Genomic DNA, 14,676 nt, shown 5'->3' on the forward strand with positions numbered 1-14,676 from the left:
AATTAAAGTACATTTGTCAGTTCACGTATAAAATTTTTTACTTTCTGTCTGGCTCTGAATAGGTATACTTTTACCTGTGCTTCAGTAAGTTCCAGAATATCGCCAATCTCCTTATATTCATATCCTTCCAGGTCCCTAAGCAAGAGAATAGATTTTTGCAACGGTGGAAGTTCATTGAGGGCTTTTTCTATAATAGCTTTGGTATCGAATTCATTTTTCTGGTATACCTGTGGTGTATGTTCTGAGTGTTCCAGCTTTACTTTTCTGGAAGCAGCCGCCAGGTAATCGAGCATGGCACGGTGTGCCACAGAAAAAAGCCAGGGTTTTATTTTCTCCGGATTTATTTTCTCCCGGTGTTGCCATAATTTCAAATAACAATCCTGCACAATATCATGTACTGCTTCCTCATCCCGGAGGGATTTATGAAGAAACCTGGCTACAGATGTAGTGTATACTTTTACTGCCTGGTTATATGCCTCAACTGAAATCATTCAGAAATACTCAATCTTGCTGGCTCTGTTGTATGACAGAAATAGAATCTAAAAGTTACAGGAAAGAAAAAATATTTCCGGCATGTATTACAACATTGCAACCAATTTGTTTGAAACGGACTCCTGTTAATAAATAAACCATATCCATGCATAAACTTTTTTCCTTGACTGCCGGCATGGGCTTATTATGTCTGGCAGTTTCCTGCAACACTGATGATGCAGCAGAGCCACAACAGCCTAAGAATGCTTGTCTAGTAACCAAAATGACAGTTGCCGGAACCGATGTGATCACTTACCAGTATGATTCCCAGAAAAGGCTGCAAAAAGCGGATTATTCGGGTGATGCGACAGAAGATAATTATTTTAAAGAATATGCTTACAATGCTGCCGGAAGGGTGATAAAGGAAACTTTTAAATCAGACGATGGGGGTGACCTTAGTTATTTTACATTTGAATACGACGGCAATAATCTGCTCAGCAAGATTGCCTTTTATTCCCGGAATGCACCTACAAACGCAATAGTTCATCAATACAACAAGGTGATTGACTATAACGTCAGTAAACAAGTTGTGAAAGTGTCCACTTATGCGCCGGATAACAGTACTACGCCTTATCGATATGATACCTATACCTATGATGCGAATCAGAATGTGAGTAAGATCCAGGAATATACCCAGCATAGTACAGGCGCAGTGAATGATGTATCCAGTGAGTATACCTACGACAGTAAGAAAAACCCTAACCTGGGCGCTACTTTTCTGGGGGTTGGTGCTGAGACACATTCAAGGAATAATATTCTCTCTGAGAAAGTAACCTATTACCTGTCGGGCCTGACAAAAAACTATACACATACCTATTTGTATAATGAGAAAGAATTTCCTGTGAAGGAAACTGTTAATACCGGATCCGAATCCTATCAGGTAGACCGGGAGTATAGCTGTAGTGAGTAGAAAATAAAACAGCCACGCCTATTGAGATGTGGCTGTTTTATAAATGATTCAATGTTATTTGTCAAGTCTGCCGATTACTCTATCTACTATTTCTTTATCGGTTTTTTCTAACCGAAGTTTAATTGTCATATCTTTTGTAATTTTTATATTTGGAATCATTCCGAAATAAATATCATCTTCTTTAAAGTCAATTCCAATTATAGAAACCATTTGCCCTACAGGGACTCCTTCCATAGTGTTCTGGCTATCACTTTGAAGAATGGAGTTATAATCTTTAAACACGCAAAAGACATAAGGATTTTGTATTTTGTTAGCTGCTATATGAACTGTAGTGAATTCCTGGAAATCAATAAAACGGTCACAATTTATCCACTGTAATTTACTTGCACTAAACACTTTGTCTATTACTCTATCTCTGCTGTTTGTAGATGTTACATCCATCCAGGTAATAAATGAAAATGGGAGTGTATCATTCGAATGTGTAAAAGTGACAATAGTATCTACATGTGTATAACCTCTGTTCCATTTGAGTGAATCAATTATAAAATCTTCATATGCATAATCACAATTTCCACAAGGAGAGCCTTTTAATATATGATTTATGAAAATATGGTAATTGGAAGTAGTCGTATCTAATACCCAATTAATTTTTTTGTTACTGAATGCACCATAAAATACCTTATATTCCTCAGAGTTTATATTACCAGCAAAAGCAATTTCGATAGGTTTATTCAAGGCTAATTCAGTTTGATCATGTAAAGACTGAATGTAAACCATTCCTTTCGATTCTAAAATCCTATTATTTGATGTTGTACTTAACCCGGCTTTTATCATATCGGATTTTGTATACACCTCCTTTACAACAAATCTTATAGAATCACTTTCAGACACAGTAAAAGAATGTTTAGGAATTTTAATTATTGTGCCGTCCTGACAAGTTATCGTTGTATCCTTCTCATTATTAATCTTAAACTCTTGCTTATTAGTATCAAAAATTGATGATAAGTCTGCTCTCTCTTTATCTTTTGTATCGCAACCGACAATAAGTAGACTTATAAATATGATTGTGTATTTTAACATTGTTATATAGCTGATTGAATCGTTATACACCAGACATTTAATCTTCCTTCCTTGCCAGAATATTCTTAATGCCTTCCAGTTTGTCAGAAATCACTTCCATGCTTACTACGACTTGGCCAACCTGGTTATCAGCACCTAGACCTTTGAGTTTTTTGTTTTTGAGGAAAGTTGTTTTGATATCTTCCCAGCGTTTTTGATCTGCAGCGGTGAGTTGTCCGGTGAGTTCTTTGAATTTGAGCAGGTTGGCTTCGGCACCAGTGGCTAACGTCTGGGCTTCGTTTTCATAATGCGAATTAATTACGGTACGGAGTTCCTGTTCATTCATCATAGCTACTACTTTATCAGCAATTTTATTCATGTTCCGGTAAGAACCTTGTAATTTGAAAGGCGGCTCTGTCCGGAACTCATCTGACTGGGCGGCAGAATAAATATATTCTTTGTTCACTTTCAGAATTATATCCCGGATAGCCAATAGTTTCTTTAGAATGGATACATACTCATTGATCTCTTCTGCGGCATGACTGGCTTCAAAAGTTAAACCATCTCTGATACCAGTTTGGGCAATTTTAATAAAGGTGAGTACATCTTTATGACTTTTCATAGCCAGTTTTTGCAGCACCGGATTAGCTGTGAGGCAGTTTTCGAGATAACTGAGTTTAAAAGCTTCGTCGGAATCACCAATAATGTCGCCCAGGTTATAAATGTCTGCCCGGTTGGCCAGCATATCCGGAATCTGGAATTTGCTGCCGCTTTCAGTATAAGGGTTTCCAGCCATCACTACGCACACTTTTTTGCCCCGCAAATCATAAGTATGACTTTTCCCTTTATACACGCCTTCAATTTTCCGCTGCGCATCACAAAGAGAAATGAATTTCTGTAAAAACTCCGGATTACAGTGCTGAATATCATCCAAATAGAGCATTACATTATCGCCCATTTCCAACGACAGATTGAGCTTTTCAATTTCTTCTCTGGCCGCTGCATTCGGTGCTTCAGCCGGATCGAGGGAAGTTACCTTATGCCCGATCGCTGGTCCATTGATTTTCATAAAGATAATTCCCAGGCGGTTGGCAATATATTCCATTAAAGTAGTTTTACCATATCCGGGAGGAGAGATCAGTAGCAGCATGCCCATCCGGTCGGTACGTTTATTGGCTCCAACGGTACCAATTTGTTTGGCTAGGTTGGCTCCGATTAATGGCAGGTAAACCTGGTCAATCAGTTTATTACGGACGAATGAAGTAAGTACATTTGACTTAAATTCATCTAGGCGTAGTTCCTCTTTGAAAGCGGCCACCATACTTTTTTTCAGCGCGGTATATTCCTGGAAACGGGGTACAATGTGTGCATCAAAGGTTTTCAGTTTTACCATGAATGCATTATAGTTGAGCAGGTATTTTCCTCCTTCTATTACGGCATGTGCTCCCTGTAAACCAGTAAGTTCTGTTTTTAAGGAAATACGGATGATCTTTTTCTGTTGCAATCCATCAGTAAACAAGAGTACAGCTGCTTCGTCCAGGTATTCCCGTTTTTCATCCAAATGGGTATGGTCAATAAAGGCATTGAGCCACTTTTTGATCAGTTTGAATTTCGCTACCTGGTTTTTCTCCAGAGATGCAACTGATTCTTCATAGGGCTGCGTATATTTTTTGTCTTTCAAATGTGCTAAAAAGCCTTCATATAGACCGGCCGCTTCGGCATCTACAATAAAATCATCGCTCCGGGTGAGTTCGTAAAACAAGTATTCGCCAGCCTCTGAGGCCAATGCCGTATCAAACAATCTGCTGTCATTCGTAAAATTTGCTACTTCCTTCTGCACTTCCTCTACGAGCCCTTCGAACTGTTTGGTATCGGGGAAAACCTGTAAAATTACGCCTACTCCTTTTAAACGGCGGTGCAGAATTTCTTTAAACTCAGTAGGCGCGAATGCCTGCCAGTATAAGGAAGCACAAGCCCTGGCTTTAGATGGGTATTTGAGCAGGTCAATGTTGCTGGTAAGTTCTAGTAAAGCTTTCAGAATCAATTCTGCATCCTGATCGTGCACGCCTTTAATATATCCTTCATTGTACCTGGGAGCCATAAATTTCTGCACATAGTCCAGCAACTCAGCATTAGTTAATAGCTGAAGTTCTTTGGTTGTGAGGTAGTGAAAACTTTGTCCCTGGCCATTTATATAGGTTCCTGTTTTTTCCTTTATAATAGTAGATTTCAGTATTTGGTAGGCTAAGTATTCTGCCCTGTATACCTCTGTATTTTCAGAAATTAAGGCTTGTTCCCACACATCTCTGGTCGAGAGAAAAGCAGTATCAGTAATTTTTTCAAAGAAATTAGTGCCTGTGAGGTGGTAAAACATATCACCTTGCTGATTCACAATACTCAAATCCAGAGGCTGTGTATTGGTAGAAAAGCGAAAATCGCCGAATTTAATCACCGATGATCCATCTACAAACAATTCCTGTTTATCTTTCAGTTGGCGCAGGGTTTCTTCCTGCACTGTTTTCAGGCGGCTTTGAATATCATCCGACTTTACAGTATCACCCATATCAGCCAGTTGCCGGATAATATCGCGGACTTTATCTACCATCAGGTCGGAAGCAAAATAGCCGTTGATCTCATTTACCATGGTAAACGTAGCGGCCCGGCTTTGTATGCCCTTCAAAATCCGTTCTGCCGATTGCATCAGAGCAATAGAACGTTTGTTTCTGGCTTCGGTTATGCTGAGTTTTTTGCTTTCGAAGGCATTGTATACTTCTTCCCGCTTCTGGGTGATCTTGTCAATAAAATCTTCAAACTCGGAAAAACGACCTTCGAGTTCTTCCAGCTGCACCATCAGCTTGGTTACATATTCATCGCATTTTTCTGGAGTCTGGCTGATATCTAAATAATTGGCTACCCCCTGATCTACGAGTTTGAGCTGGGAAGTGAACTCAGCCTTACCTTCTACTCCCAGTAATTCCTTCCGTTTTACCTTCAGCGCCGCCCTTATCTGGTTGAACTGGGCATAAATGGCAGAAATATTATCAATAATACGTGTAGTTTGAGTAGCATCTTCAATCTTGAGATTGCTCACTACATCAATCAGCATTTCCAGTTCGGTGGAAATAGCGGCAATATCTTCCTCTACTTTATTGGCTTCTATAACCTTTGCAATGCCGGCAATACTTTGATGGAGGGAACTAACTTTTGTCTGGTAAGGAGCCAGTGCATCGTCACGAAGCAAAAATACGACCGCATCGTTGGAGAGTTTAGCTGTGAGTGTTTCTATTTCTTTCTCCTTTTTTTCAATCAGAGGCAGATCGGTGTACTGGAGGTTTTTCAGGGAAATGGTTTCACCCCGCAATGACCGGAAAGAAGCCAGAAACTGCACAAAATGATTGATAGTATCAGACTGGCTCTTATTCAGCTCGGAAACCGTTTTGTTTACCTTTTGTACCACCCGGTCAATTTCTTCACTGGTATTCTTGCGGATACGGGTTACTTTCTCAAATTCTTCGATGGCCGAAGAAGCCGATTGCTTGATCTCCAGTAAAGGTTCCGCCAGTTGATAAGTTTCCGTGCGGTTGAGCCAGTGATAGGAATCTATAATGTCGGTGGTCATTTTCACCAGATCCATGTACAGATTCACATAGGTATCGTCCCGGTTAATGAGTGTAAGCAGTTCATTAGTTTCGGCCATGGCCCGTACGATATCTTTATTACCAATTTTATACAGATACGAGTCGCTGGTTTTTAAAATCGGATAATTAGGATCTACATAGGGGGTTTGCCAGATTTGTACGACATGGTGCTTTTTCTGCTCATTTTCAGCTTTAAAATAGCATAGTTCGCCGTTTTCAAAAATAGAATAGCCATGACATATAATCGGAATGGCTACTTTCTGCTCAATCAGATTATAGGAAAGCAGTACATAGGTGCCGGTGTTCCGATTGTAAAAGACATATAAAAAATCTTCGCCATTGGGAGATGCAATCTTTTTTTCAAACAGCATATCCGACATCTGGTTGTCGAAAAGTTTGTACTCACCAGTTTGCAGATAATAACCGTTGGCAAAAATAATCCCATGATCGTCGGGCAATAGTACGCAGGAATCCTGGAGGGAATCTAGCCGCTGGGCATGACGTATTTTTTCGTTATAAACTATATAGCGGTATTTATGCTCCTGGAAAGGCTTTATCTTGAGTACCACAATATTCCCGATGATGGTATAATGAATTTCGGCATCGTCCAGGGTTTGGTCTTTGTTTTCTACTTCCTCTGAGTAAATGCCCTGTCCAGTCGCCGTATTATTTTCTATTTTAATGGTGAGATCGCCACCAATAGTTTCTACAAAAACCCGGTCGGCAATAGAAATATGCGGAAATTTACCTTCCCGCCTGGCTTCCCGATTCGTACGCTTCCACTTAAACTCATGCTGATCCGGATAGGTGAATTCATGGTCGCTGCGGTTATCTACATAAATCAATTTATCCTCCTGAATCGCCCATTTAAAAGTTTTGATATCACTGGGACTTTTTCCTACCCGGAACACCATGAATAATTTTAGGCCAATCACCGCAAATTTGGCAAATTGTGTTCCCCGGTAGTATTTGTAAAGGTTCTTAAAATCTTCCAGAAATCTGGGGTCATTCAACACATCTAAGGAAAGGTGATGAAATGTATGATTTTCATAGCGGTATACACTCAGTACATCAGCAAGGGTAGTTTCCGTTTTCAGCCCCATGTGTACATTATAGCCAAACAAAAACAGCGAATCGATGGCTACCATATCCACTGGAATGCAGTTGTGTTCAGTAGTAATCCGCTCAGTCGCCAGCAGCTTGGTTTCGATAGAACCAAAAACTTCCCGCCTTTCAGTATTTAATTTTTCCAGTCGGTTGCGCAGTTCATTACCTTGTTTGCGCAGCCGGTTGCGGATGATTTCATAGGTTCCTTCCTGCAGGCTTACTTCTTTTTCTTTGGATATATCTTTTACCGGAGGTGTTTCTACAGACATGGGAAATGGGAATTAGGAGATAAAAATTCTCTTGTGGGTAATAGAGATAAAATTTTTATTAAAGATTTCTCAGGAAATGATGATTAATTTATCATGGGTTATAGCATTCATATTTAATAGTACATATGAATCAGTTGCACAGAAAATGAAACTCACAAATATCAGAATTCTAATTATTTCTTTTATAACGTATCAAAAAAGCCCACCTAGCTGTGCCATTGCGCCAAGATCCTGCGGTGATGCAGGCAGGTTGTAGTTTGGGCTTGGTGTAAAGTATACTCTATTCAACATCTAAATCTTTGGCTTTAACTACAACAACCTGTCCGTTTTGTGAGAAAACAAGCTCGCCGTCTTCTTTTTGTTTTTTGCGGATAAGCCGTTCTACAGCCAAGTCAATTCCTTTTAAAATTTTGCTTCTTAGGTCAGTTATATTTAATTTATCTTTATTCATTACTCAAAGTCTTTAATTTATTCCAAATTTGTTCATTTTGGATGTTTATCTCTTGGTCTTCTTGTCCCTCGGCCACTACTATATATGGATTTTGTGAATTATCAATAACTATCCAATAGTCGCAAATTGGGATGAATAGTTTAAAAAGATTATATATTCCTTTCTTATATCTTCTACGGATAACCTCTTCAGGAATATTATGCCCGCCTTCAGTCACTCTTCTTTTTACCCTAGCAATCGCTAATTCAGGAGAGTTTAACCAGAAGTATACTAAAGTAATGTTATATCCTTTTCCCTTGGCTACCTTAATTGTCTGCACATAGCTTCTGGTGGCTAATGTTGTTTCTATGGCAAAGTCTTCTTGTTTTTTAAGTAACTCGTCAATTCTTTGTAACATTATTCTTCCTGCTTCAACAGCAACTTTTTCAGGCTGAAATGGAGAAAGTCCACGTGCGATTTCATCTGCATTAACAAATTCACGACAATCAAGCATTTCAGGAAGAACGGTAAAAGAAGCAGTTGTTTTTCCTGCACCATTACAGCCTGATATGATGTATAAGTTTGGCATATGTGAATCTTCCTACAATGAGCGTTAACCTATACTGAAGAAGACGGCTAAGAGGCTGAAGCAGTGGAGTTATTTCTATTAATTTAGGAATGGCTCAAACATTATATGAACGATTATAGATGCCACTATCATAAAGGTATAAATAGAAGTCCACCACTTTGTATGTGAAGCTTTGTTATATAAAATAAATGAAATTATGTAGCTACATAACCTATTAAGCAGGAAGCTAGAAGTTGAAACAGAATCTTGCCGAATAAAATCTCAGACTCAAAAACATCCATTAATATTTGAGAAATAACAGAAAAAACAAATAAAGCGATAATATATTTATACTTGAATATGATTTCTTTGATAACAGTTGAGTCAATCATAGGTTAGTCTTTTCTTATTTTTAATCCCACACAACATACGGATATATGCAACCTGATATGTAGTTGCGTACATTCATCCAAATAGACGAACGTACGCAACTGTAAACCTCAATAATTACCAGATACCCAGGCTGTGGGCGGCATCGTCAGAAACGCCCTTCTTTTTGGCAGAGGAAAGCAGATTATTTAGCAAACTTTTGGATTCCTTATCATCAGTCAGTTTTGACATTTGCAGGATCAGAGCAGCTACACTCAGGTTTTTTACGTCTTCAGAAGAGATGCCAAACTGGTCTACCAGGCGCTTGAGGCTTTGTTTAAAATGGGCTTCTTTGTCTTCTTTACCATTGCCATTTCCGAAGAAAGTGTTTTTTACATCCGTCAGGTTATGACTATTGCTTAGCAATCTATCCACTGATTTACCGGTACTCACCGAATTGATGATTTTATCGAAGAACATAGTTTCACCACCCACAATATCAATTTTAGCAGATTTCAGGGCTTCGGCTATTACTGTAGCCTGAGCATCAGCGATGTTTTTCTGAATGTTAATGGTAGCCAGTTCCACTTCTTTCTCTTTCTGCAATTTGAGCTTGAACTCTTCGTGTTCTTTGCCTATGCCGTCCATCTTCTTCATCGCATCTGCCTTGCTTTCAATACCTTTGGCTTCAGCTGTGAATTTCTCATGCATAATTTTGGCTTCGGTGAGGCCTTTCTTCTCTTCCGCCTGTGCTTTTATTTCGATTACATTTGCTTCGGCCAGACCTTTTTCTTTATTCACTTTAGCAGCTACAAGCCCTAATTTTTCATCGGCATCCGCCTGGGCTTTGGCCATTACTTCGATACTTTTGGCTTCGGCAATGGCTTTGTTTTCAATAATAGTAGCATCGGCTTTTCCTTCTTTTTCTTTGGCGAGAGCTTTGGCCTGCATTACCTGGGCTTCGGCGATACCTAAGGCAGCTGCTTTTGAAGTTTCCGCATCGGCCAGTATTTTCATAGCTTCTGCTTTTTTGCCGGCAGTTGCCTGTTCAGCATCAGCCTCAATCATGATACGTTTTGCCTTAAATTCAGCTGACTGGCGGTCGGCTTCAGCAGCTTTAATTTGTTGAACCAATGCTTGTTCTGCAAGCATCTCTGCTTTTTTGATAGCCACTGCTTTTTCACGGTCTGCGAGGGCAAATGCCTGGGTATCTTTTATTTTTTCTTCTTCTGTCACCACTGCTTTCTGTACTACCACTCTTTCCCGGATCACTTCCTGAATGTTCTTGCGCTCTTCTTCTATAGCTTTTTCTTTGGCAATATCAGCAAGCGAAACAATACGCTGCTTTTCGGTTACTTCCAGCAAACGGTCTTTGTCTACACGTTCTGTTTCTACCGCTTCAATGCGCTCTTTGTTTTTGCGGGCTACAATAATCTGGCGATCACGGTTTTCTTCAGCAATTCTGGATTCTTCTTCCGTCTGTATGCGGGCTTTTTCTGATTTTAGGCGTTCCTGTTGTTGAATTACCGCTGTTTCAGATTCTTCTCTGGCTTTAATAGAAGCAATTTCCCGTTTCTGCTTTTCTTCAGTTTCTGCCAGTTGCCGGTTTAGTTCCAGTATAGCTTCTTTGGCTTGTACGTTTTGCTGGGTAATGGTTTTTTCTTTTTCACGCTCAATGTGGTTAGAAAGAATTTTCTGTTTAGCCGTTAGTTCAATGATTTTTTTGATACCTTCTGCATCCAGAATATTGTTTTCATTGAGTTCTTCAATGTGGGTTTGCTCTAAGTAATCAATGGCGCAATCGTCGAGGATATATCCATTCAGATCAGTACCGATAATTTGCAGAATTTCGTGCTTAAATAGTTCACGGGAATTATAGAGTTCAATGAATTCAAACTTTTTACCAACGGTTTTTAATGCTTCTGAAAATTTGGCATCAAATAGATCTTCTAGTGCCTGAGTGTCAGAAGCCCTGCGGCAGCCAATAGACTGGCCCACTTGAATTACGTCATCCTGGGTTTTATTTACTCGTACAAAGAAAGTTACTTTAATATCTGCCCGTAAGTTATCCTTACAAATAAGGCCTTCCTTTCCCTGCCTAGCAATCATTACCGTTTTTAAGGAAATGTCCATGTGCTCCAGGCTATGTAGCACGGGAACAACGATCATTCCTGAAAATGAAACCTGTGTACCTCCGATACCAGTCCTGACTAAGGCCTGGCCTTGTTCGGCTTTACGGTACCATTTTGAGATCATGGCAATTATACCAATCAGGATAAATGCTATGATTACTAAACCTACAATTGTAATGTTGAAAACCATAAGTAAACTGAATTGAAATATGAAAAATTAGAAATAGATGAAAGGATAATGAATGATTAAAGCGTATGAATATATTATAGGATTTGATGCGTTTATTAAGTATGATAATTTATGGGTTGAATTAGACTCTCAATTATGCTTCTACTTCCTGCACTACATAGTAATTTTTATCTTTTTTAAACTCCAGCACCAACGCATTCTTGCCTTTTGCCAGAGATTCACCATCGCTTGTTTTTACATTCAACATTAATGTATTTCCTCTGGACCTAATGACAGCCTGACCCATTTTTTCAGCATTGGCTGGCAATAGTACAGTACATACCCTGCCTATCACTTCCTCTTGCTCAGGATCTTTATACAGATAACTGAACATTCTTACAAAAGGCATGGTAAGGAATTTAGCAACAAATAAGCTAATGACTAGAATAGGAATAAGTAGTAATAAACCCATCAGAAAAGAGGAATTACCCAGATAATGATTACTTAGAATGGAAATAACCCAGACAGGCAGAATAAAAAAACTCATAAATACCATAAAAGGTACCTGGCCCAGATTGAAAAATACCAGAACTGAGTTTATCCAACTCACCGAACCAGCATCATATCCGTGAAGGCCGGTATGAATTTCCTTGGCAGGTATATCCGTATCCACATCTGTATGGACATCCATGTGAAAATCATGGTCGGGGATAATGTCTATGGACTTCATGTCTATTAAACCCATCATGACAATCAGCCAGTAGACGAGAATAAATATTAATAGACTGGTAGGAATAATATTAACGCCCGATATGGCCGCTTCCAATAAATCGTTCATAGGAACAAAAATTTTAAAACTTGATCAAAAATCTAACGAATCAGCTTAATTCTTACGATCCTGTTTGATAGCTGCTATCTTTTGAAAGCCGGTAGTAGCACAGCTTATGACAGGTATTAATTTTCGATCTGCGTTTGGAAGAAAGAGTTTTGTCTAAACTTATATTTTGTTGATTTAGAGGCGTTTATATTTTGGCTTTATTCATATTAGTAGAAGCCATTTAGTAAGACACAAGTTAATAATAAATTTATCTTTAACCAGTGCTATTTTGTGCCAAGTCTCACTTATCTCTAAAATGCTGATAAAGAGAATACTTTGAGTTGAGTTATATTTCTCATATTTTTTAGTGCGAATAAACAGTAGAAGCGTTACACAATTCTTGATGGTGATAATTGAAACTGGTAACCTGAATTTTTCAAAAATAGAGGTATACTAGAATAGAATTTTAAGGGAAACTTAAATGGTAGGCTGAAATCCGAAAAATCCGGGAATTTATTTGTCTATTACTATTGGGCTGGTAAAAAAATGCTAAAAGTACTTCCATTATGAAGTTCACTTAAAAGGGTAATATGGCCTTTATGAGCTTTTACCAGAGATTGGATATAGTTAAGGCCTAAGCCGAATCCTTTTACATCGTGCACATTTCCGGTGGGAACACGATAAAACTTGTCAAAGATTTTTTTCTGATACTCTTTGCTGATCCCAATACCATTGTCGCGAATGCAGAGCCATATACCTTTTTTTTCATTCTTTGTAATAATACAGATTTGAGGGCTTATAGAGGAGTATTTAATAGCATTGTCTAACAGATTATAAATCATATTGGTTAAGTGCAGGCAATCTGCCTGAACAATGGATTCGTCGGCTTCTAATTGATAAGTAATACTTCCATTCTGTTGCTTGAGTAATTCTTCAATATTCTCAACTGCTTTATAAATTACTTCATGTACATCTACAGGCTCTTTTCTGAGTTTGATCTGATCCTTATCAATAGATGCCATTTGTAATACGGTTTCTACCTGATTTTTCAGCCGGCAGGCTTGTTCCTGAATAATGGTTGCGTAGTTCAATAAACGTCCGGGATTTTCCAGAATAGAGGGATTTTTCAGAACTTCTGAGGATATAGCAATGGTAGAAATAGGCGTTTTAAATTCATGAGTCATGTTATTGATGAAATCCCGCTGAATTTCAGAAAGTCTTTTTTGCTTCAGAATTACAAAAAGGGCGTATGCAAAGAATACAACCATTACCAGCAATACGAACGAGGAAAATCCCCATATACCCATCTGTGATAATAAATGATTCTCACGGGTTGGGAAATTTACGCCAAAATAATAGGTTTTATTTTCCCACTTAGGTAGGTCTGTACGTTTGGTCTGATGCAGTTCAAATTCACCAGCCCCGGTATTTACATAATTTCCATACACCATGCGTTCGCTGTTGCAATCGTATATGCCATACTCAAAATCCATGGTAACATTCCGTTTGCTAAACTCTTTGCGGAGAAAATACTCCAGCACATTGGCATCAATTACATCGTTTACCGACACTACAAAATAATTAGTGGAATACTGACAAACCGGATTAATTACCGGAGCCGCATGCTGGTTATACGCCAGAATCTGTTCAGCTACACTTTTAAGCGCAATATTAACGGTTTGGTTAAACTGCTTTTCTTTCAGGTCGAAAGCCCGCCTCAGCCAGAATACCTGGGTGGATATAATGCCGGTAATGGCAATTGCTGCCAGAACCACCAGTAAACGGATCGTGTACCTGTTCATATATTTAAAATTACACGAAAAATCGAAATGGCAGGAAGTCTTTAACAATTCATTAACAAGAATGTATGTATTAACTTCTTATCTAAAATCTACTATCGAAAAGCTAATTCATTTATATTTTGCCAAAATCATTCTTACTTTGCTGCGCTATACATTTATTAACTACCTATGATAAGCATTCAGGAAAATATCCGTTCATTCGATACTCTGTTACAGGACACATCCTGCAAATTAATTGCTGTAACCAAAACAAAGCCTATAGAAATGCTGATGCAGGCATACGAAGCCGGAAGTAAGCGTTTTGGGGAAAATAAAGTACAGGAAATGGTAGAGAAATACGAACAACTACCCAAAGATATTGAATGGCACCTGATCGGACACTTACAAAGTAACAAAGTGAAATATATCGCTCCTTTTGTCAGTATGATTCATTCCATAGACAGCCTTAAATTATTACAGGAAGTGGACAAACAAGCTAAAAAATACAATAAAATTATTCCTTGTTTGCTGCAAATTCATATTGCGGAGGAAGAGACTAAATTTGGTCTGTCATATCAGGAGGCTGAGGAATTATTGCAATCCTCAGGATTAAGTGTTCTGAAGAATATTACTATAGCAGGTTTAATGGGGATGGCTACTTTTACGGATAACCAGGAGCATATTAGGCAAGAGTTCCGTGGGTTGAAATTGTTTTTTGAGCAGATGAAACGCAAAACATTACCGGCTCAGGTAAAACTCACAGAGCTTTCTATAGGCATGAGCGGCGATTATCAGATAGCGATTGAGGAAGGAAGCACATTAATCCGGGTAGGCAGTTCTATTTTTGGTGCCAGATAATATTCGTCGGCAGTCATTCTTTTAAATTATACCAACTT

The 14,676-nt window shown here is 38.7% G+C and carries 10 protein-coding genes; 2 read left to right on the forward strand and 8 right to left on the reverse strand.

Features of this window, described 5'->3' with window-relative positions; genetic code table 11:
- Positions 1-2: 2 nt before the first annotated feature.
- On the reverse strand, positions 3-491 hold the full coding sequence (locus tag GXP67_RS15565) for an RNA polymerase sigma factor (protein ID WP_162443973.1): 489 nt from the start codon (positions 489-491) through the stop codon (positions 3-5).
- Between the two features lie 146 nt (positions 492-637).
- On the opposite strand from GXP67_RS15565, the gene GXP67_RS15570 reads away from it, so the two are divergent.
- Positions 638-1,441 (forward strand): hypothetical protein, encoded by an 804-nt coding sequence (locus GXP67_RS15570; RefSeq protein ID WP_162443974.1) that lies wholly within the window; start codon positions 638-640, stop codon positions 1,439-1,441.
- Between the two features lie 54 nt (positions 1,442-1,495).
- Here the strand turns inward: GXP67_RS15570 and GXP67_RS15575 are convergent, their stop codons facing one another.
- The 7 genes from GXP67_RS15575 to GXP67_RS15600 all read right to left on the reverse strand — a co-directional run bounded on the left by GXP67_RS15575 (position 1,496) and on the right by GXP67_RS15600 (position 13,801).
- Entirely contained in the window at positions 1,496-2,521 is a 1,026-nt protein-coding gene (locus GXP67_RS15575) for a hypothetical protein (protein WP_162443975.1), read from the reverse strand.
- 37 nt (positions 2,522-2,558) lie between these two features.
- Positions 2,559-7,514, reverse strand: coding sequence for a DNA repair ATPase (locus GXP67_RS15580; RefSeq protein ID WP_162443976.1), 4,956 nt, complete (start codon positions 7,512-7,514; stop codon positions 2,559-2,561).
- Between the two features lie 280 nt (positions 7,515-7,794).
- Positions 7,795-7,965 carry a DUF8506 family protein gene (locus tag GXP67_RS37035; RefSeq protein WP_197901692.1) on the reverse strand — a complete coding sequence of 57 codons (171 nt, stop codon included), beginning with the start codon at positions 7,963-7,965 and terminating at the stop codon, positions 7,795-7,797.
- Entirely contained in the window at positions 7,958-8,533 is a 576-nt protein-coding gene (locus GXP67_RS15585) for an ATPase (RefSeq protein WP_162443977.1), read from the reverse strand. Before GXP67_RS15585 ends, GXP67_RS37035 begins: the two co-directional genes overlap by 8 nt.
- Before the next feature lie 486 nt (positions 8,534-9,019).
- Entirely contained in the window at positions 9,020-11,203 is a 2,184-nt protein-coding gene (locus GXP67_RS15590; RefSeq protein WP_162443978.1) for a flotillin family protein, read from the reverse strand.
- A gap of 133 nt (positions 11,204-11,336) precedes the next feature.
- Positions 11,337-12,020, reverse strand: a complete 684-nt coding sequence (locus tag GXP67_RS15595) for an OB-fold-containig protein (protein WP_162443979.1) — start codon at positions 12,018-12,020, stop codon at positions 11,337-11,339.
- 506 nt (positions 12,021-12,526) lie between these two features.
- On the reverse strand, positions 12,527-13,801 hold the full coding sequence (locus tag GXP67_RS15600; protein ID WP_162443980.1) for a sensor histidine kinase: 1,275 nt from the start codon (positions 13,799-13,801) through the stop codon (positions 12,527-12,529).
- 168 nt (positions 13,802-13,969) lie between these two features.
- On the opposite strand from GXP67_RS15600, the gene GXP67_RS15605 reads away from it, so the two are divergent.
- The gene (locus tag GXP67_RS15605; RefSeq protein WP_162443981.1) at positions 13,970-14,638 is read left to right on the forward strand and encodes a YggS family pyridoxal phosphate-dependent enzyme; all 669 of its coding nucleotides are present in this window, start codon (positions 13,970-13,972) and stop codon (positions 14,636-14,638) included.
- Positions 14,639-14,676: the final 38 nt, after the last annotated feature.

This window comes from Rhodocytophaga rosea (genome assembly GCF_010119975.1).
Classification (GTDB): Bacteria; Bacteroidota; Bacteroidia; order Cytophagales; family 172606-1; genus Rhodocytophaga; species Rhodocytophaga rosea.

Bases quoted from the DNA above. Each gene is read 5' to 3' on its own strand.
- GXP67_RS15565 (WP_162443973.1), bottom strand. From the start codon at position 491: ATGATTTCAGTTGAGGCATATAACCAGGCAGTAAAAGTATACACTACA.
- GXP67_RS15570 (WP_162443974.1), top strand. From the start codon at position 638: ATGCATAAACTTTTTTCCTTGACTGCCGGCATGGGCTTATTATGTCTG.
- GXP67_RS15575 (WP_162443975.1), bottom strand. From the start codon at position 2,521: ATGTTAAAATACACAATCATATTTATAAGTCTACTTATTGTCGGTTGC.
- GXP67_RS15580 (WP_162443976.1), bottom strand. From the start codon at position 7,514: ATGTCTGTAGAAACACCTCCGGTAAAAGATATATCCAAAGAAAAAGAA.
- GXP67_RS37035 (WP_197901692.1), bottom strand. From the start codon at position 7,965: ATGAATAAAGATAAATTAAATATAACTGACCTAAGAAGCAAAATTTTA.
- GXP67_RS15585 (WP_162443977.1), bottom strand. From the start codon at position 8,533: ATGCCAAACTTATACATCATATCAGGCTGTAATGGTGCAGGAAAAACA.
- GXP67_RS15590 (WP_162443978.1), bottom strand. From the start codon at position 11,203: ATGGTTTTCAACATTACAATTGTAGGTTTAGTAATCATAGCATTTATC.
- GXP67_RS15595 (WP_162443979.1), bottom strand. From the start codon at position 12,020: ATGAACGATTTATTGGAAGCGGCCATATCGGGCGTTAATATTATTCCT.
- GXP67_RS15600 (WP_162443980.1), bottom strand. From the start codon at position 13,801: ATGAACAGGTACACGATCCGTTTACTGGTGGTTCTGGCAGCAATTGCC.
- GXP67_RS15605 (WP_162443981.1), top strand. From the start codon at position 13,970: ATGATAAGCATTCAGGAAAATATCCGTTCATTCGATACTCTGTTACAG.